The organism is Paraburkholderia sp. BR13444 (assembly GCF_040948755.1).
GTDB classification, from domain to species: domain Bacteria; phylum Pseudomonadota; class Gammaproteobacteria; order Burkholderiales; family Burkholderiaceae; genus Paraburkholderia; species Paraburkholderia youngii.
Map to the genome: position 1 here is coordinate 59,130 of NZ_JBFPKM010000013.1, position 19,193 is coordinate 78,322.

Annotated in this window: 18 protein-coding genes; 6 read left to right on the forward strand and 12 right to left on the reverse strand. The window is 60.0% G+C overall.

Annotated features, from left to right (window positions below):
• Window positions 1-150 precede the first annotated feature (150 nt).
• Window positions 151-1,554 (reverse strand): PLP-dependent aminotransferase family protein, encoded by a 1,404-nt coding sequence (locus AB3X95_RS29280; protein ID WP_368593640.1) that lies wholly within the window; start codon window positions 1,552-1,554, stop codon window positions 151-153.
• On the opposite strand from AB3X95_RS29280, the gene AB3X95_RS29285 reads away from it, so the two are divergent.
• The 4 genes from AB3X95_RS29285 to AB3X95_RS29300 are packed head-to-tail and all read left to right on the forward strand — an operon-like array spanning window position 1,505 to window position 6,697.
• Window positions 1,505-3,130, forward strand: a complete 1,626-nt coding sequence (locus tag AB3X95_RS29285) for a glycerate kinase (protein ID WP_368593641.1) — start codon at window positions 1,505-1,507, stop codon at window positions 3,128-3,130. The genes AB3X95_RS29280 and AB3X95_RS29285 overlap by 50 nt on opposite strands.
• On the forward strand, window positions 3,130-4,404 hold the full coding sequence (locus AB3X95_RS29290; RefSeq protein ID WP_368593642.1) for an enolase C-terminal domain-like protein: 1,275 nt from the start codon (window positions 3,130-3,132) through the stop codon (window positions 4,402-4,404). The genes AB3X95_RS29285 and AB3X95_RS29290 overlap by 1 nt, the downstream gene beginning before the upstream one ends.
• A 54-nt stretch (window positions 4,405-4,458) precedes the next feature.
• Window positions 4,459-5,580: a tyramine oxidase subunit B gene (locus AB3X95_RS29295; protein ID WP_368593643.1), complete on the forward strand. Its 1,122-nt coding sequence runs from the start codon at window positions 4,459-4,461 to the stop codon at window positions 5,578-5,580.
• Window position 5,581: 1 nt separating this feature from the next.
• Window positions 5,582-6,697 (forward strand): 4-hydroxyproline epimerase, encoded by a 1,116-nt coding sequence (locus AB3X95_RS29300; protein ID WP_368623235.1) that lies wholly within the window; start codon window positions 5,582-5,584, stop codon window positions 6,695-6,697.
• 84 nt (window positions 6,698-6,781) lie between these two features.
• On the opposite strand, the gene AB3X95_RS29305 is transcribed toward AB3X95_RS29300, so the two are convergent.
• The 11 genes from AB3X95_RS29305 to AB3X95_RS29355 all read right to left on the reverse strand — a co-directional run bounded on the left by AB3X95_RS29305 (window position 6,782) and on the right by AB3X95_RS29355 (window position 18,256).
• On the reverse strand, window positions 6,782-7,660 hold the full coding sequence (locus tag AB3X95_RS29305) for a shikimate dehydrogenase (RefSeq protein WP_368593301.1): 879 nt from the start codon (window positions 7,658-7,660) through the stop codon (window positions 6,782-6,784).
• 61 nt (window positions 7,661-7,721) lie between these two features.
• Window positions 7,722-8,753, reverse strand: a complete 1,032-nt coding sequence (locus AB3X95_RS29310) for a proline racemase family protein (protein WP_368593300.1) — start codon at window positions 8,751-8,753, stop codon at window positions 7,722-7,724.
• Window positions 8,754-8,815: 62 nt separating this feature from the next.
• Window positions 8,816-10,108, reverse strand: coding sequence for an NAD(P)/FAD-dependent oxidoreductase (locus tag AB3X95_RS29315; RefSeq protein ID WP_368593299.1), 1,293 nt, complete (start codon window positions 10,106-10,108; stop codon window positions 8,816-8,818).
• 59 nt (window positions 10,109-10,167) lie between these two features.
• A complete protein-coding gene (locus AB3X95_RS29320; protein ID WP_368593298.1) occupies window positions 10,168-10,833 on the reverse strand; it encodes an amino acid ABC transporter permease in 666 nt (221 codons plus the stop codon).
• A 10-nt stretch (window positions 10,834-10,843) separates the two neighbouring features.
• On the reverse strand, window positions 10,844-11,515 hold the full coding sequence (locus AB3X95_RS29325; protein WP_368593297.1) for an amino acid ABC transporter permease: 672 nt from the start codon (window positions 11,513-11,515) through the stop codon (window positions 10,844-10,846).
• A gap of 12 nt (window positions 11,516-11,527) precedes the next feature.
• Window positions 11,528-12,367 (reverse strand): amino acid ABC transporter ATP-binding protein, encoded by an 840-nt coding sequence (locus AB3X95_RS29330; protein ID WP_368593296.1) that lies wholly within the window; start codon window positions 12,365-12,367, stop codon window positions 11,528-11,530.
• A 133-nt stretch (window positions 12,368-12,500) separates the two neighbouring features.
• Window positions 12,501-13,334 (reverse strand): substrate-binding periplasmic protein, encoded by an 834-nt coding sequence (locus tag AB3X95_RS29335; protein ID WP_368623243.1) that lies wholly within the window; start codon window positions 13,332-13,334, stop codon window positions 12,501-12,503.
• A gap of 63 nt (window positions 13,335-13,397) precedes the next feature.
• Window positions 13,398-13,868 (reverse strand): RidA family protein, encoded by a 471-nt coding sequence (locus tag AB3X95_RS29340; RefSeq protein WP_368593294.1) that lies wholly within the window; start codon window positions 13,866-13,868, stop codon window positions 13,398-13,400.
• An 18-nt stretch (window positions 13,869-13,886) separates the two neighbouring features.
• On the reverse strand, window positions 13,887-15,605 hold the full coding sequence (locus tag AB3X95_RS29345) for a hydantoinase B/oxoprolinase family protein (RefSeq protein WP_368593293.1): 1,719 nt from the start codon (window positions 15,603-15,605) through the stop codon (window positions 13,887-13,889).
• A gap of 16 nt (window positions 15,606-15,621) precedes the next feature.
• Window positions 15,622-17,703, reverse strand: a complete 2,082-nt coding sequence (locus AB3X95_RS29350) for a hydantoinase/oxoprolinase family protein (protein ID WP_368593292.1) — start codon at window positions 17,701-17,703, stop codon at window positions 15,622-15,624.
• A 229-nt stretch (window positions 17,704-17,932) separates the two neighbouring features.
• Complete coding sequence (locus tag AB3X95_RS29355) at window positions 17,933-18,256, reverse strand: hypothetical protein (protein ID WP_368593307.1); 324 nt, start codon at window positions 18,254-18,256, stop codon at window positions 17,933-17,935.
• Here AB3X95_RS29355 and AB3X95_RS29360 point away from each other — a divergent pair.
• Complete coding sequence (locus AB3X95_RS29360) at window positions 18,167-18,952, forward strand: SDR family NAD(P)-dependent oxidoreductase (RefSeq protein WP_368593291.1); 786 nt, start codon at window positions 18,167-18,169, stop codon at window positions 18,950-18,952. The genes AB3X95_RS29355 and AB3X95_RS29360 overlap by 90 nt on opposite strands.
• A 31-nt stretch (window positions 18,953-18,983) precedes the next feature.
• Entirely contained in the window at window positions 18,984-19,193 is a 210-nt protein-coding gene (locus AB3X95_RS29365; protein ID WP_129962162.1) for a tautomerase family protein, read from the forward strand.

Below are 19,193 nucleotides of genomic sequence, written 5' to 3' on the forward strand. Positions count from 1 at the left end.
GTGATCTGCCAGCCGCGCATGGAGCGCGTGCATTAGCGTCGTGCGTTCACCGCATGCTCGCCCGCCGAAATAGCGGGCGACATGTACACGTCGCGATACCTGTAGAGGTGCGCGCGGCTGCACAGTTGGAAAGACTGGATATCGAAGGCCTCAACGACCGATGGATTCGGCGAGAAAGTTGAATAAACGATCGAAATTGCAATGCGCGACGTTGAACCGGAGCCATCCGGTCTTGACGCGGCCCGCAAAGAAGAGATGTCCGGGCGCCAGCAGAATCCGTTCTTTCAGGGCCGACTCGGCCAATTGCGACGAATCACGGTCGATTCCAGCCGCCTTCGCCCAAACGAACATTCCAGCCCGAGGCTCGCAAAAGACCTCGAAGCCGCTAGCCTCGAGCCTCCGGCAAGTCTTTTCCTGCGCGGCAGCAAGACGATCTCGCAACTGTTCGGTCTGCTTCCGGTAATGCCCTTCGGACAAGACCCCGCTAACCAGCCGCTCAGTGACAGTCGGAGTCGACATGCCTGACACCAGCTTCTGATAAAGCAGGCCCTCGAGAACAGCAGGGTCAGCGACGACAAAGCCCACCCGCAGGCCCGCGCCTATCGTCTTGGAGAAACTGCCGACGTAAATGACATTCTTCAACTGATCCAGCGACGCGAGCGTGAACTGTCCGCCTTGCACGAGATCAGCGGACACATCGTCCTCCACGATCAGGCAATCGTAGCGTTCGGTCGCTTTCAGCACCTTGTGCGCGGTCGCGGAGTTGTAGCTTGCGCCAGTCGGGTTATGCAGACGGCTATTGGTGAAGTAAAGTTTCGGGCGATGGGTGGCGAGCGCCGCTTCGATCGCAGTGACGTCCGGCCCGGCGGGAGTCATCGGTATGCCGATGGTTTCAACATCCCGCATACGCAGGGCGACCAGAAGATCGCTGTAGCAAGGCTCGTCCACCATCACGACATCGCCCGGCTGTGTGCACTGCCGGATCACCAGATCTAGCGCCTGATTCGCACCCAGCGTGGTCATCACGCCATCGACGTCGGTTTCTATTCCGTACTCGGCCAACTGCCTGACGATCTGTTCGCGCAGCCGATCGAAACCTCGCGCATGCCCGTAACCCAGAAGATGCTCAGGATGCGACGCGAGCTGCCTTAGCGAACGCGCGATCGCTTCGTTGTCGAACCACGTTTCCGGCAGCCATCCCGCGCCCGCGTGAATCGCCCCTTCGTTGGTGCCGAGAAAATTTCGCACCAGCCATCCATTGGTGACTTTCTCGTCGAGCTTTTCCACCGTCTTCTGTGGAGAGCCGGAACGTCTGTCTGATACGTAAAAGCCCGACCCGCGTCGGGCGACCAGGACCCCTTGCGCGACCAGGCGGTCGTAGGCCTCCACCACCGTAAAGGTCGAAACGCCGTGTGCGCCCGCGAACGCGCGAATGCTTGGCACGCGCGCGCCGGGTCTCCAGCGCTTCTCTTCGACCTCCTGGACGATACCCGCCACGATTTGCATGGTGAGGGAGGTCTCAGCACCGGCATCCAACGACAGAAATGGCTTCATTCAAAAACTCGACCGAATAACACGATGTGTACAGGTCGCGGCGCATATACAGCGATCCGCGTGTCCATCCAAGTGTACATGTATCTGTGCAGGGTATTTATCTAAATTGCTTTTACGTTATCGCCACACGAATTTGGCGAGATCGCAATTCCCAAGAGATACCCGTATGAAGAAAATACGTAACGCCGCACAGCTTCTTTCGCACGGCGATATTGATTCGCGCCGAATCGTGCTCGACATTGCGGATCGTACGCTCGAGCGTCTGGATAGCTATCGACGCATTCAAAGCATCATGCGTCTCGACGGCGACGTGCTGCACATTGGCACGCGCTCGTGGGATCTGTCGAAGAAGCGCAATGTGTATCTGATCGGCGCCGGCAAGGCCTGCAATCACATGGCGATGGCGGTCGATCACGTGCTCGGCGATCGCCTGACGTACGGCATCGCCATCGTGAAGATCCACGAGGAATCGGACCGCTTCAACAGAACGGAAGTGTTTGTGGGTGGCCATCCGCTGCCCAACGAAGAGGGTCATCGCGCGTCGCGAAAGATCATCGATCTCGTCGATCAGGCAGGGCCGGGCGATCTGTTCATTGCGGTCATCAGCGGCGGCAGTTCTGCACTCATGTCGTGTCCGATCGATGGGATCACGCTGCAGGATGAAATCGACACGACCGATGTGCTGCTCAAGTCAGGCGCCGGCATCTACGAAATCAATGCGGTACGCCGGCACATCTCGGCACTGAACGGCGGCATGCTGGCGAAGCGCATTCAGGCAGTCGGCGCCGAGTTGATCGGGTTCGGCATCAGCGACGCGGTGGGCTCTCCTGCCACGGGCGACATCGCGGTGCCCTACGCGGCCTACAAGAGCACGCCGATCGGCCCTGACATGACAACGCTCGACGACGCTCGGGCGACGATCGTCAACCGCAATGTAGCGGACCGTCTGCCGAAGAGCGTCGTCGACTATCTGATGCACGCCGGTCCAGAAGCCGAGACGCCCAAGGCATTCCCCGACAATACCTACTTCCTGCTCAACACGCTCCCGGATTCCTGTATCTACGCGAAGGAAATCTGCGAAGAAATGGGCATCCCGGCGATGATCGTGACCTCGTTTCTCGAGGGCGAAAGCCGAGATGCGGGCACTTTCCTCGCGTCGATAGCGAGAGAGGTGCAGGTCTATGGCAGGCCCATCAAAGCACCCTGCGTACTGCTGAGCTCGGGCGAAGTGACGACGCTGATCGATGACAACAGCGTGATCAAAGGTCATGGCGGCCCAGGTCAGGAGATGACCGTCAGTTTCGCCATCACTGCGGAAAAGACCCAAGGCGCGTGTCTCCTCTCCATCGATAGCGAAGGGACGGACGGCACCGCGAAGGTCGCTGGCGGAATCACGGATTCGACCAGTTTCAAAGCCGCTGCCGCGAAGGAAATCAGTCTTTATCAGGCATTGCGCGAGCATAGCTGTTACGAAGCGCTCTCCTCCATTGACTCCGCCATCTTTACAGGCAACACGGGAACCAATCTCTGTGATTTGAACATCCTGTACGTTCCTGCACCGAAGGAAAACAAGTAATGGAAGACAAGATCACCTCCGTTCGCGCCCAACAGATCATCGACTGCAAATGCCGTCCCGCTGTCGAGGTAGAGATTCGAACCGAAAGTGGCGCGATCGGACGCGGCGCGGCGCCTACCGGTACATCAGTCGGCATGCACGAGTCGTTCGTCCTTCGAGACAGCGATCCGTCGAAGTATAACGGCCTCAGCGTGCACAAAGCCGTGGCAAACGCGGTGAAAATAATCGGTCCGGAATTGATCGGCATGAACGTGTTCGATCAACGCGCCATCGACGACAAGATGATCGCGCTCGATGGAACACCGGACAAGCACCGTCTGGGCGGCAATACGATCTATTCTGTCTCCATCGCGGCGTTTCGTGCCGCGGCCGATGCACTGGCCGTTCCACTTTACGAGCACATTGCCGGCCGCGACATCAAAACCGTTCCGGTGCCCTGCTTCAACGTTGTCAACGGTGGGCGGTACGAAGGCTTTACGCAGTCGTTCAACGAATTCCTGATCGTGCCCTACGGCACCGACAGCATCGACTTCGCGATCGAAATGGCAGTGGCGGTGTTTCAGAAACTGGCGGATGTGCTGACGACCTATCTCGGGCACAAGCCGCAAGTGGCAAGCTCCTACGGGTACGCCGCGCCGTCCGAAGATCCGGAGATGATCCTGACGCTCATGCAGAAGGCCATCGACGAATGCGGATACAGCAACCGTATTGCATTCGCGCTGGACTGCGCGTCGAGCGAGATGTACGACAAGCAAACCGGCCGCTATCTCCTCAAGGGCGAACACGTCTCCTCTGACGAACTGATCGCCTACGCGAAGTATCTGACGGAACGCTTCAATCTCGTCTTCATCGAAGACCTGCTCGATGAGAACGACTGGCCCGGCTATGCCAAGGCCGTGCGCGAACTCAAACGCACCATCGTGCTGGGCGACGATCTCACGGTGACGAACCTCGAACTGCTGCGCAAGGCACATGACACGCATGCGGTTGATGGCTTCGTGCTCAAGCCCAATCAGGTCGGCACGATCACCGAGGCGATGGATGCGTATCGATTCGCGCAAGCACACGGAATGATCGCCGTGCCCTCGGGCCGCTCGGGCGGCGTTGTGGACGACGTCGTGATGGATTTCTCCGTCGGGCTCGAGGTTCCTTTCCAGAAAAACGGTGCGCCGCGCTCAGGCGAACGCATCGAAAAGCTCAACTTCCTCATGCGCGCCAACGGGCGAAGTCCCGCATGCCGTCTGTATGACATCGCGCCGCTTCTGCGCTTCTGACCGCCTCGCTGACACGTTTCAGACGAACCACCTCTTTTGCCAAAAGGTATGTCCATGTACCCCAAGATTGACTTCCTGTACCTCTCCGAACCCGACATGATCGCCGCCGGTGTTCTCGACGCTGCACGTTGTGTTTCCGTGTGCGAAGAGACCTTCAGCCTGCTGGGCAAAGGCGACTATCTGATGGGCGGCGCCAATCACAACAACCACGGCATGAACATCGTTTTCCCGAAAGAGACGAGGTTCCCCAACATGCCCGTGGCAGGACCGGATCGCCGCTTCGCCGCGATGCCGGGTTATCTCGGCGGCCGCTTCGACGTCTGTGGCAACAAGTGGTACGGCTCCAATCACGCGAATGCGCAGAAGGGCCTGCCGCGTTCGATCCTCACGATGATGATCAACGACAAGGACACCGGCGCGCCGCTCGCGCTGATGTCGGCGAACCTGTTGAGCGCGGCGCGAACGGGTGCGGTGCCGGGCGTGGCGGCGAAATACCTGGCGAACAAGGATGCGAAAACGGCTTCCGTGATCGGTTGCGGTCCGATCAACAAGGCATGTTTCACCGCGATCATGACCCAGCTCGAAGGAATCGAAAAAGTGGTCTGCTTCGACGTGTTCCTCGACAAGGCGAACGAGTTCGCGAGTTGGGTCGAAGCGACGTATCACGTCAGCGCCATCGGAGTCGATGAATCCGAACAAGGCTTTCGCGGTGCTGACGTCATCACCGTCGCGGCCTCGCGTCTGAAGCCGCTCTACTTCAAGGACGAGTGGATCAAGGAAGGCGCCGCGATCCTCGTCTCCGGCCCGTTCAACACGGATGAGTCGTTCCTCACCAACTGCAAGATCGTTTTCGATCACACCGCGTTGCAGGAAGCCTACGTGGAGGATGCAATCGCGTCCGGCAACAAGGAGGCGTACTACAACGGCGTCATCGGCGGTCCCTTCTATCGTCTCATCGATGCGGGCAAGCTGCCCTCCCTTGCCGATTCGACCGGTCTGGGCGACGTTGTCAATGGCGTGAAGCCCGGCCGCGAGAGCAGCAAGGAACGGGTGATCTTTATTGCTTGCGGCATGGCCGTATTCGATATCAGCTGGGGCTATGACCTGTACAAGAATGCCGTGCAGAAGGGTATTGGCCAGTCGTTGAACCTCTGGGAAAAGCCCAGCCAGGCCTAAGATGGCTTTGGACGAGGCCCCGAATATCGTTCGGGGCCTTTTTTGGTTTTTTTTGCAATCATTTAACTGCGCGAGTCGCCCGCCCACTCTGGAAAACTCCATGACCACATATCGTTTCGAATGCATCGAAGGCCACACTGAAGGCATGCCCGTGCGGATGGTGACAAAAGGCGCACCCATCTTGAAGCGCGCTTCGATGGCCGCCGTTCGGGAAGCCTACCTCGCTGAATATGACTGGATCCGCCGCGCCCTCATGATGGAGCCGCGTGGACACGCGCATATGTCAGGCACGATCCTGTATCCGCCGATGTCAGCCGATGCGGACATGAGCCTGCTCTTCATTGAAACGTCGGGCTTCCTGCCGATGTGCGGCCATGCATCGATCGGTTCGATCGCGTTCGCCATCGAAACGGGTCTGGTCACGCCGCGTCAACCGGGAAAAGTCGTCGTCGATGTGCCAGCCGGTCAACTGTCCGCACGCTACGAGATGGACGGCAACCGCGTGAAAGCCGTTCGCTTCACCAACGTGCCGAGCTTCCTGCTCCATCGCGATGTCGAGGTGAATCACCCCGTACTCGGGAAACTCGTCGTGGACATTGCTTATGGCGGCAACTTCTATCCGATCGTCGAAGTGCAGCCCAACTTTCCTGGCTGCGAGCATTTCTCGCCCGAGCAACTGCTGGAGTACGGTCGGCAGATGCAGGAAGCGGTCAACCAAACGATCGACGTCGTACATCCCGACAAGCCTGCGATTCGCGGCGTGAAGCATTGCATGTGGACCGGCGCGCCACAAGCGGAGGACGCAGATGGCCGTGCGGTCGTCATTGCCGGCGCGACGCTGATCGACCGATCGCCTTGCGGAACGGGCACGTCCGCGCGTGTGGCGCAACGCTTCGCCAGGGGGCTATTGCGCGAGGGGCAGACCTTCACTCATCAGAGCCTGATCATGAGCGCTTTCGTCGGCCGGGTCGAAGCGGTCACCAGGCTTGACAGCGGTCTCGACGCGGTACTGCCAAGTGTCGAAGGACAGGCCTGGATCACCGGCCGGGGCGAACACTACGTGGATGACTCGCAGCCTTACGCGCATGGGTTCAGCCTCGACGAATTCGCGCGCTGAGCCGCGTCCCTTGCGTCGATGAGGGAGGCGCATGAAAAAAGCCGGTTCTGCAAATGCAGAACCGGCTTTTGCTTGTTAAGCGATTCACGCTGCGCGTTTGACCAGATCCCTAAGCTCCACCGGGAACAGCATATCTCGCGCGAAGGAATCATCGGTGCGAAGCAGGTCCGCCGCTTTGTGCACACCGAAGAAATCGAGAAACAACGGGGTTTGCAGAATCAACATGTCGAATCCAGGGAGAACCGCCATTCCCTTATCCATAGCGGCTCTGAGCAGCGGCGTGGGTTGATTCTTCATCAGGATGTCGCACACCTGCGCTTTCGGTGCGAGGCGATCGGTCGGCACAGGCAGCGGATCGCTCGTCTTGAGACCCAGCGGCGACGCATTGATCACGACTTCAAACGCGGCGGGATCATTGCTCTGCTGCACAGAAACGGGTACGCCGTACTGCTTCTGGATCGACTGAGCCAACTGGCGTGCCTTGGCGGTATCGGGGTCGTACAGACCGATCGAGGACACCGCGCCTTCCGACAGCGCAGCCGCAATAGCGCTTGCCGCACCGCCCGCGCCAACCAGGAACACCGACTTGCCGCGGTATTCCATCGCATAGCGCTCCATGGACTTGACGAAGCCGAGCCCATCGAACAACTCTCCTTCAAGTTCGCCGGCCGCATTGCGTCGAATGGCATTGACCGCGTTCGCAACCTGCGCACCCTTCGAGCGACGGTCGACGATCGACGCGGCCGCCGTCTTGTGGGGAATCGACAGAACCATGCCTCGCGTCGTTGGCGAACTGAAGAGCGAGCGCACCGTCGCTTCGAGATTCTCCGGGGAGACCTGTAGCGGGACCATGACCGCATCTTCGTCGCAAAGGGGCAATACCTTGTTGAAAATCTCCGGCGTACGCACCTGTTCAATCGGGTCCGCCACCATGAAGAAAACGCCAGTTTTTCCGGTAATCATGAAAGTCCTTCGTCATTCGTATCACTAACTGTGATGTTGCAGGGGAGGCGTCGAAAACGCGTCACTTCTTCGGAAAGCCTTCGCCCCAGGTATCGCTCAGCATGAAGCCGGCCGCCAGCGGATCGTCGGGGTCGACGCCGATCTGCTCGACGCTGTAAATCCACGCGCGCCCGCTGATGCGAGGCAGCACCGCAGCCTTGCCGCCCACCTCGGTCTTTCCGAGCAACTCGACGCCGAACTCGCTTCCGATCGTCGAGCGCGACTTGAGCTTTCCTCCCACGTCCACTTTCCCGCGAGCGGCAAGCGTTGCGAGATTCGCGGAACTGCCCGTGCCACACGGAGACCGGTCGATTCTCCCTGGCGGCAGTGTCGTGCAGGTTTGATACTCCACGTCACTCACGCGGTTGCGGAACATCACGTAAGCAATCTGGTTGATCTCCGGATAGAGCGGATGCTGAATCCTCACCTGTTCATTGATGATGTTTCGCAACTTGACGCCGAGGTCCGCCAGCTGACGCGCATTTTCCGGGGCGATGGCGAGTTTGACCTGCTCCACGTCGACGAGCGCGTAATACACGCCGCCGAAGGCGATATCCACCTTGATCTTGCCAAATTCCGCTGTTTCAATCGGCAGATCGAGATGCTCGACAAAGGCCGGAACCATGTTCAGCGATACCCCGACGCAGCGACCATCACGGCAGGTGGCTCGCGCAGTAACGAGGCCCGCCGGCGTGTCCAGCACGACGGTGGTTTCCGGCTCCTGCATCGGCACGATTCCCATCTCTAGCAGAGCCGTCACCACGCAAATCGAATTGCTTCCCGACATCGGATGCGCCTTGTCGGACTGAAGCACGATGAAGCCCGCGTGCGCCTCCGGGTGCGTCGGAGGCAACAGCAGGTTCACCGACATCTGCAGGCAACCGCGTGGTTCGAGCACGACGAGCTTTCGCAGGCTGTCGTCGACCTCGTTGAGGTAATTCATCTTGTCGAGCATCGTCGTGCCGGGGACGTTCACCACGCCACCCGTGATGACTTTTCCGATTTCGCCTTCGCAATGCACACCTACCAGTTGAAGTGTCTTTTTCCAGCGCATGATTGACTCACCTTAGAAATGTATTTCGTATCCGACGTTGCGTCGGTCATCAAAATCCGTCGTCAGAAGCGATACGCACTGAACGCCGCCAGATCCTGCTTCGGCGTTCGACCCATGGCCAGATCAGCAATCAGACGGCCTGTCGTCGCTCCGAGCGTCAAGCCCAGTTGCCCATGACCGATCGCCATCAGCACATTCGGCAAACGTCGCGACCGGTCGATGATCGGCTTCGTATCCGGCAGAAACGGCCGATAACCGACACCGAACTCGTGCTGGTCGGTCTTGAGTTGCGGCAGAACCCGACGCGCCTTCTCGAGGATGATTTCCGCGCGCCTGAAATTCGGTTTCGCGTTTCGCCCGGAAAACTCGATCGTGCCGCCGATCTGCAAACCGCGACGCATCGGCGTAAAGCAAAATCCACCGTCGGAATAGATCACCGAATGCCGGAAATCGACGCCGGGCTCGGGCAGAAGCGCCTGGTAGCCGGCCACGCCCTCGAGAGGAGCGTTGATACCGAGCTGGGAAAAGAAGCGTGTAGCGCCAGCGCCCGCAGCGAGCACCACCTGCGTCGCGCCAACGCGTTCGCCATTTGCAAGCGTGACGCCTGTAGCGCGCCCCGCGCCTTCATCGATCGAAACTGCCGTGGAACGAATCCGTCGTCCCCCCCGGCTTTCGAAGCTCTCTGTCAGCGCCGCGATGAAACCCTCCGTATCGCTCACGAAGCGCCACTGCGGCAGCAGGATGCCATGCGAAAATCGGCCGCGGAGCGCCGGCTCGAGATCGCCAATCTCCGACGCATTGAGCACCTGCGAAGAGAATCCGAGCGACTCGCGAAGCTCCATATGACCGCGTTCGCGTTCCACACCCTCGGGTCCGTCGAACACCTGCATGATGGGCCGCTGAACGAGGAGCGCCTTGTCGTCGCAAGCATCGAGCAACGGTGCGTAATCCGCGAACACCTCCTTCGTCAGCGAGGCCATCGAGCGGGCGATGCTGTCGATCTTCGAATGCCGTGCGCAGGACATGAAGCGAAGCAGCCACGGAATGATTCCAGGCAGTGCGCTCGGCCGCAGCGCGAGGGGACCCGTCTGATCCATCAGCCAAGCCGGCACTTTCATCAGAAGGCCCGGTTTCGAGAGCGGAATGATCTCGCCGACCGAAATCTGTCCGCAACTCCATTTGGCCGTGCTGTCGCCTGTGGCCGCCGGATCGATCAGGGTGACCTGAATGCCGTCGCGCTGAAGGTAGAGCGCGCAGCAGATTCCTACGATTCCGCCACCAATCACAACCGCCTGCTCAGTCGATGCGGGAGCCGCCGAAGGGTGGGAGAAATGCTCTCGAGGTAGCGAGTTCATCTTCGATAGTGTCCGTGCTGCAAATTGAATCGGATTTTTTTATTGAATACCCTGGGCGCTCAATATGCAAAGCGGCGCAGGAATCTCGTCTCGATCAAACCAACCAGACGAGTCAACGGAAAGGCAACCAGAAAGTAAATAATTCCAACCGTGGTGAGGAATTCGAGCGGACGTGCCGTGGCGTTCGAGATGCTCTGCCCCACGTACATCAGGTCGGCGACGCCGACAGACGATATCAGCGCGCTCTCCTTGAAGAGACTGATCACGTTCGACAGCAGCGGCGGAATGGCGCGGAGCAAGGCCTGCGGAAAGATCACGTGGATGATCTTGACCTGAGGTGAAAGACTGAGCGCAAAACATGCGTCATGCTGTTCACCCGAGATCGATTTAAGCGCGCCGCGAAATGTCTCACTGGTGATCGCCGTCATGTACAGCGTCAACGAGATGATGACCGACAGGTACGGCGGGATCGGCAGACGAAACACCACGGGAAAGCAGAAAAAGATCCAGAAGAGCTGTATGAGCAGCGGCGTGCCGCGAAAAAGCTCCACGTACAACCACGTCGGCGCCTTCACGCAGCGCGACGGCGACAGCCGCAACAGGCTGACGACGAAGCCGAGCAGGCTTCCCAGTATTGCGCAGCCCCCCGTGAATGCCACGGTGAGGGCAAGGCCCTTCAGAAGCACGAGCCAGTATGAGCCGATGATCCCGACATCGATATTCATTGCCATCCCCTTAACGCTGTACGGCGGCGTCTTGCCGACGCTCGATCACATGAACCAGACGCGAGATCGGAAGCGACAGCGCGAAATAGATGAGCGCGACGACCGAGTAGGTTTCCAGCGGTCGGTAAGCTTCGGTCGCGAGACTCTTCGCGACGTACATCAGGTCTGCTACCGCGACAATGGCGACCAGTGCGCTCTGCTGGAGCGTGCCGATGCCGTTGGTCATCAGCACGGGCAACGCGCTGCGCAACGCCTGAGGCAGAACCACGAAGAAGGTGCGCTGCCACGGCTTCAATCCCAACGCGACACAGGCATCGAGATGCTCCCGTGGGACGGCCTGCACCCCAGCGCGATAGGCCTCCGCGTTGAAGGCTGTCAGGTTCAGCCCGAGTGCGAGCACACCCATCGCGATAGGGTCGATGAAGAAATCGACCATCATTGGGATGCAATAGAAGAACCACACGATCTGCAGCAACGCCGGCGTGCAGCGGAAGAATTCGATAAAGAGCTGCGCCGGCCAACGTACGAACTGCCAGCGGCTCATCACCAGCAGGCACAGAAAGAAGCCGAGCACGAGACCCATCACGTTGGCAGCCAACGCCAGTTCCAACGTGACCTTCAGACCCTGCAACAGCGCGTCCGCGCTTCCCTTCAGAAAACTGAAATCAAACTGATAGCCCATGACCCGCCTCGCTCAATCCAGATGAAGGACCTTCTCCAGAAACTCGCGCGTGCGAGCTTCCTTCGGGCATTTGAACATCTCGGCGGGCGCCCCTTCCTCGACCACCTTGCCGCTCGCACAGAACACCACGCGCGTCGCGATGTCTCGCGCGAAATGCATGTCGTGCGTGACGATGATCATCGCCATCTTCTGCTCGGCCAGTTGCAGCATCACGTTCTGCACTTCGATGACCATCTCCGGATCGAGCGCGGAGGTCACTTCGTCGAAGAGCATCAGCTTGGGCTCCAGCATCAACGCTCGTGCAATCGCCACGCGTTGTTTCTGGCCACCGGAAAGCTGGCTGGGGTACGCTTGCAGCTTGCTCTCGAGTCCGAGCCGAGCCAGATACTTCCGTGCGCGCTCCGTCGCCTCCGCCTTGCAAAGCCCCAGCACCTTGACCGGCGCGAGGATCAGATTGCCGAGCACCGAGAGATGCGGAAACAGCGTGTAGTGCTGAAACACCATGCCGATCTGTTTTTGCAGCTTCGGGTCGATCCGTTTCGATCCGCCCACGTCAACCCCACGAATATAGGGCTTGCCCTGAAACGAAATCTCACCGCCCTGCACACCTTCCAGACCCATCAGCACGCGAAGCAGCGAACTCTTGCCGCTCCCGCTGGGGCCGATCACGACCAGGCGATCGTCGGCGCGCATGTTCAGGCTCATGCGGTCCATGACGACCAGATTTTCGCCGTATGACTTGTACACGTTTCTCAACTGCACAAAATCACCCGACATCGATGGCAAAGACGAGACGGTTCCCGGCCCGGTCGAGCTTGCCACCGGTTGTACTTTTATCTGAGATAACGACATGAGGATCTCCTCCGGCGGAGCGCGACGCTGGCGCTCGCAACTTCGTTCAAACGCTCGACCGAGCAATGACGTCTCACCCGTCGGCTGAACCTGATGGGGCCGCGATCTCCGCGGCCCCATCAATCCAGGCCGCTTATTTCGACGCGGCCACCGTTTCTTTCACCGACACATCAACGAGATGATTCACGGCACCGGATTGCTTCTGCTTCTCGATGAACTGATTCAGTAGGGCGACGTCTGCGGCAGGCGTATCTTTGCGAATCCCGAAAGCAATGCCTTGCTGGGCCAACAGAGGGTTCGGCTTGAAGGCTTCCGCCCAGTCCGGGTGCGCGCTGACCAGCAGCTGGTTGGTCATGTTATCGTCGGCGAGCAGATCGGCACGCTTGGACATCAACGCGAGGCGCGTCTCATCGAAGCCCGGCAAGCGCATGATGGTCGCCTGCTTGAGCACCGCCGAGATCGCCTTATCCTGCGCTGTGCCCGACATCACCGTGACCGTCGTGCCCGGCTTGTCGATGTCGGCGATCGTGTGGATCTGCTTAGGCACCTTCGGGTTGTTCCTGTTGTAGGTGAAGGTCACGCTGTAGTCGAGCACGGGCTCGGAAAATGAAATCGCCTTGCGTCGCTCCGGCGTGTCATTGAGCGCCAGCGAGAGGTCCCATTTCTCGGATTGCAGTCCCGCGACGATGTTGTCCCAGGTGGTGTCCACATACTCGACCTTGACCTTGAGGACCTGCTCGGCGAATTGACGGCACAGATCCGGAAACACGCCGCTATAGGCGCCCGTTTTCGGGTCCTTCATCGTGTACGGAGGCGAGGTGGCAACACCGCAGCGAAGCACGCCCGCCTGCCGTACGCTTTGCCAGGTGGAACTGTCCTGCGCGTAGGCACCCGAACTGGCGGCGAGCGCGCCAAACACCGTTGCGCCGACCAAAGCGCGACCAAGGATTCGAGACATCTTCAACATGATCAACCTCTAGTGATAAGGGGATTCAATAGATCGTTTTGTTTGTTGCTACACGCTCAAGCCTTACTTGAGTTCAAAAATGCCCTCGAGCTCGACCGCCACGCCTCTCGGCAGTGAGACGCATCCCACGGCGGCACGCGTATGCCGGCCAGCGTCGCCCAGTACCGCCACCATCAGATCCGACGCGCCGTTGATTACCTTCGGATGGTCGCTAAAGTCTTCCGTCGCGTTGACGAAGCCGCCAAGCCGGACACATCCCGCGACACGATTGAAGTCGCCCTCCACCGCGCGGTCCACCTGCGCCAGCATGTTGACCGCGCAGAGTCGCGCGGCGGCCTGACCGTCCTCGATCGAGACGCTTTTACCGAGCTTGCCGACGTACTGATCCACGCCGTCGAGCACGGGCACCTGACCGGACACGTACAGGAGGTTGCCCACCTTCTTGACCGGCAGGAAATTCGCACCAGGCTTGGGCGCGGATTGTGGCAACGCGATGCCCAGTTCGTGCAGGCGGTCTTTCAAACTCTGATTCATCGAGTCATCTCCTCTTGATTACTTCGCGTTGCGTGCCGCGTTCGAACGGGCCCGGTCGATCTGATCGCCGTCGAACACGACCCTGTGACGCTCCTGCGCGTATTGGCGGGTGATCTTGCCGTTCGCGAGGTCCGCTTCGATGCGCTCGAATGCGCGTGCCAGCGGATCGCCATAACCGCCGCCGCCTGCCTGTTCGTGACGGATGATCGCGCCCCGGTGCAGCGTCCGCGTAAACTTGCTGGGCAGCGGCGACAAGCCTTCAGCCGAGCGCAGATAGTTCGCCGAGCAGGCACCCGAGCCACCGCCGAACAGACCATAGGGCGCATGATTCGCGCGATCCGAGCGGATCTGCGCGACCACTTCTTCCGCTTCGATGCGGTATTCGCGCACCAGCCCGAGGCCGCCGCGATACTCGCCGGCACCGCCCGAATCCGTGGCGAAACCGTACGCTTCCATCACGATCGGATAGCGCGCTTCGAGCGTCTCGATCGGCATGTTCGACATGTTCTGCGACGGGTTGGTCACGCCTTCGATGCCGTCCTTGTTGTAGCGGCCGCCCCAGGCACCATTGATCATGTCGACCAGGATGAACGGTTCGCTCGAGCCTTTGGCATAGCCGCTCAATGCGATGACCGTATTGCCGCCTTCGCCCGCCGCCATCACCTTCTTCGGTGCGATCTGCGCCAGCGCACCGAGCACACAATCGACAACGCGATAACCCGTCAGCGCGCGCGCAGCGACCGGCGCTGGCATGCGCGGATTGAGGATCGAGCCTTCCGGTGCGGTGATCTCGATGCAGCGATAAACGCCTGCGTTATTGGGCACATCGGCTTCGAGCGCGCAGCGCACGCTGAGATACGTCGCCGACTTCACGAACGAGAGCGTTGAGTTGATCGCGCCGCGCACTTGCGGCGACGAGCCGGCGAAGTCGACGCTGATCTTCGATCCCGCGACGGTGATCGCGCATTTGATGGGGATCGCGTCCTCGGAGAAGCCATCGTTGTCGATGTAATCCGTGAACTGGTACACGCCGTCGGGCCATGCCTCGATCGCTTGACGCGTCAGCCTTTCGCCGTAGTCCAGCAGCTCGTCGAAATAGCTTTGCAGGTTCTCTTCGCCGTAACGATCGATCATGCGGAGCAGTTCGCGCTCACCGATGTTGCAGGTGGCGAGCTGCGCGTCGAGGTCGCCGAGCACGAGGTCAGGCAGACGCACGTTCTTCTTGATGATGTTGATCAGCGTCTCGTTCGGCTCGCCGCGCTGGTAGAGCTTCGTCGGCGGAATGCGGATGCCTTCCTGGAAAATCTCGGTTGAATCGGCCGCGTTGGAACCGGGCACGCGTCCACCGACATCGCAGTGGTGGGCGATGACCACCGAGAAGCCCTGCAGCCGTTTTTCATGAAAGATCGGCTTGAACATGAAGATGTCCGGCAGGTGCATGCCGCCTTCATAGGGGTCGTTCAGGATGATGACGTCGCCGGGCTCGACGGAGGCGGCGTACCTGTCGATGATCACGTCCACCGCATCGGGCACAGCGCCCAGATGCAGTGCCACCGTTTTCGCCTGCGCGAGAATGCGGCCTTTGGCATCGCACATCGTGACCGAATAATCGAGCACGTCGCGAATGATCGGCGAACGGGCGGTGCGCATCACGGCGAAGGCCATGTCGTCGACGATCGTGTCGAGCGCGTTTTTGACGACCGCGAAAGTGATCGGGTCAACGTTACGTTGGGTCATGACTACTCCAGTGAAATCAGTCGAGTGAGGCAATCACGCTGCCTACCTTGTCGGTGCTCACGCGCCAGCCCCGCGGGATCACGATCGTGGTATCGGAGCTTTCGAGAATCACAGGCCCCGTGAGCGGCTTGTCGAGTTTGGAGCGCGGCACGATGGGCGTATCGACCCAGCCGGTCTTGCGGTCGAAATAGACACGACGCGTGCTCTTTTCCTCGCCGCTTCCTGCTGATTTCGCGCTACGGATGTCGTTGAAGTCGAGCGTGCTGGTCGCAATGCCGCGTGCGAGCAGGCGGACGTTCGCGCATTCGATCGCATCATTGGATGCGTAGCCGTAGATCGCGGCGTAGGCGTCGCGGAATCCCTGGCGCAAGACTTCACGCGAGCCGTCGGTCAGTTCGGCGGGAATGCGGACCGGAATCTCGTAGTCCTGCCCTTTGAAACGCATGTCGAGATCGAACACGTATTCGATGCGGTCGGTCGAATAGCCTTCGTCCGCCAGCGCACGGCGCGCGTCCTCGCGCATTTCCGTCACGACGTTCGCGAGTGCATCGATGTCCAGCGTATCGAGCAAGCTCAGCGACGGCCGTACGAAATAGCGCTCGACGGCGCCTGCCAGCATGCCCATCGCGGTAAAGACGCCCGGCGCGGCAGGGAACACGACGCGCTTCATGTCGAGTGCGCGAGCCAGATCGCATGCGTGCACGGGACCGGAACCGCCGAACGCAACGAGCGTGAAATCGCGCGGATCGACGCCACGCTCCACGGTCACCGCCTTGATGGTCCGCGCCATGTTGACGTTCACGACTTCGCGAATGCCGACCGCGGTCTCCTCGACACCGATGCCCAACGGCTTCGCGAGCAACTTTTCGACTGCATCGCGCGCGGCCTGAATGTTCAGCTCCATCGTGCCGCCCGCAAGCTTCTGCGGCAGGAAACCGAGAATGGCGTTCGCATCCGTGACGGTGGGCTTTTCGCCGCCGATGCCATAGCACACCGGTCCGGGGAACGCACCCGCCGACACCGGACCGACGTTGAGCAGGCCGCCCGCATCGGTCCACGCGATCGAGCCCGCGCCGCTGCCCACTTCGGCGACGTCGATGGTCGGCACGCGCATCATGTAGCCGCCCGCCTTGATGAAGCGGCTCGGCGTCGAGATACCAGCCCGGAATTCGTACTCGTTGGTGCGCGCCAGCTGCCCCTCATGAATCAGCGACGCGGATGCGGTCGTACCGCCCATGTCGAAGACGACGAGTTCTTTCTCATTGATCGCGTCACCGAGCCGCCCCGCGCCGACCACGCCTGCCGAGCGACCGGACGAGATGAAAAACACCGGTGTGTCCTGAGCGATCCGCGCGCTGGACAAACCGCCATTCGAATTGCTCACCAGCAGCGGCGCATTGACGCCGATCCGCTCGAGTCCCGACTCCAGACGTTGCAGATAGGTCCGCAATGCCGGCAGCACATAGGCATTCACGACCGTCGTCGAGGTGCGCTCATACTCGCGCAGCTCGGGCAGCACCGAGATCGATGCCGTCACGCTGATGTCGGGGAACGCTTGCTGGAAGGCTTCCAGCGCCGCCTTTTCGTTCGCGCCGTTCTTGTACGAATTGATGAAGCAGATCGCGACGGACTCGACACCTTCGCTCTGGAAGAACTTGCCTGCCGCGATGACCTGGTCGACCGGTGTCGGACGCAGCACATCGCCGGATGCCAGCACCCGCTCATCAATCTCCAGACGATAGCGGCGCTCGACGAGCGGCACCGGCTTGTCCCACGAAAGGTCGAACATGGTCGGCGTGCGCACACGGCCGATTTCGAGGACATCCCTGAAACCCTTCGTCGTGATGAGGCCGCACTTCGCGCCGACCTTCTGCAGCATGGTGTTCGAACCGACCGTCGTGCCGTGCAGCACCTCGGTGACATCGGACGTCTTCATCCCCGCCTGTTCGAGGATGCGCCGCACACCCGTCAGCACCGCCTCCTCAGGCGCCGCGGGCGTCGAAGAGACTTTCGTGAAAGTCACATAACCCTTGTCGTCAAGCAACACAAGGTCCGTGAAAGTGCCGCCGATGTCGACCCCAATTCTCGCGCTTGCCATATCGATTCCCGATCGTTCTCGAGCCGTCTGAGGCCATCAGACCTTGGTGTTGGCTCGGATTCCAAGTTGAAGGTGCACGCCGCTTACCGTCTGCGCATTCCAGAAATAGCGGTACGCCGGCTCACATGGAATTGATGATTGGCGACAATAATTTGCTGCGGCTGTCGACACAGCCCCTACAGCTCCTTCGCCGCGACAAGTGCATCTCGTCCATGGATCGCATTGTCGATCAAAAGCCGACAATGTCAACGTGAAAATTAAAACCGATGGTTCGATTTGATGCGAAACTCCCTTCACATAAGGGTTTCAGCCTTGAACCAGGGTAAACATGTGTCGGCAATGAAACGCAGGATTTCTTGACATACGCATCTGCCAGCACGATCATTGTCGTCATTAGGTCGACTTGAATAAGTCGCTTTGGTGCGGGCAGGCGCAAAAATCGCCGGCCATCTAGGAGAGGAAAATGTCGGTCAACCAAGAAGTGGTCGTCGTAACGGGCGGCGCAAGTGGAATTGGCGAAGCCTGCGCGCGTCGCTTCGCTCGCGCCGGGCATCGTGTGATCCTGGCGGACGTGAATGCCGCCGGCGGGAAGCGTGTTGCCGAAGAACTGCGGGCCGAAAAACTGGACGCCCATTTTCATCAGGTTGATCTGGCGAGCGAAGACGACGTCGCCACGTTCGCATCGGTGGTGATTGGGGAATACGGTGCGCCCCATGCGCTCGTCAATGCAGGGGGCATCCTGCAGAACGCCGTGCGCGTGCTGGACATGGATCTCGCGGAATTCGACCGCCTGTTCCAGATCAACGTGCGCGGGACATTGATCGCATCGCGGGCATTCGGCGCTTCCATGTGCGAAGCAGGCCGCGGATCGATCATCAACCTATGTTCGATGACGACGTTCCGCTCGTCCGCACAGGTCGCCTATACCGTTGGCAAATCAGGGCTCAAAGCGTTGACGGAAACCATGGCCGCCGAATGGGGCCCGCGCGGCGTTCGTGTGAACGCGGTCGCGCCGGGCTACACGCTGACACAGGCAATGCAGGCGCGCATCGACTGTGGTCAACGTGATCCGAATGCCGTGATCGAACGTTCGGCGCTGCGCCGCTTCGTAAAGCCATCTGACGTCGCCGACGCGGTCTACTTCCTTTGTTCGGGCGAAGCCGCCGCGATTACCGGTGTCACGCTACCGATCGATTGCGGCTGGCTCGTCTCAACGGCCTATCTGGCGTTCGCATCGCAACCTGAGTAACGCCCAACCATCATCCGCTGAAGGAACTGTAATGCCCATCATTCACGTAGAAATGCTCGCAGGAAGGACACTGGAGCAAAAATCCGAACTCGCCGAGGCGCTCACGCGCGAAACCGTCCGCATCACTGGATGCACCCTCGCTGATGTGCAAATCGTATTCGACGAAAGGGCGCACGCAAGTTGGGCGATCGGAGGCCGGCTGGTTTCCGGTCATGCAACTGCTCACACGCAAAAAAGCTGA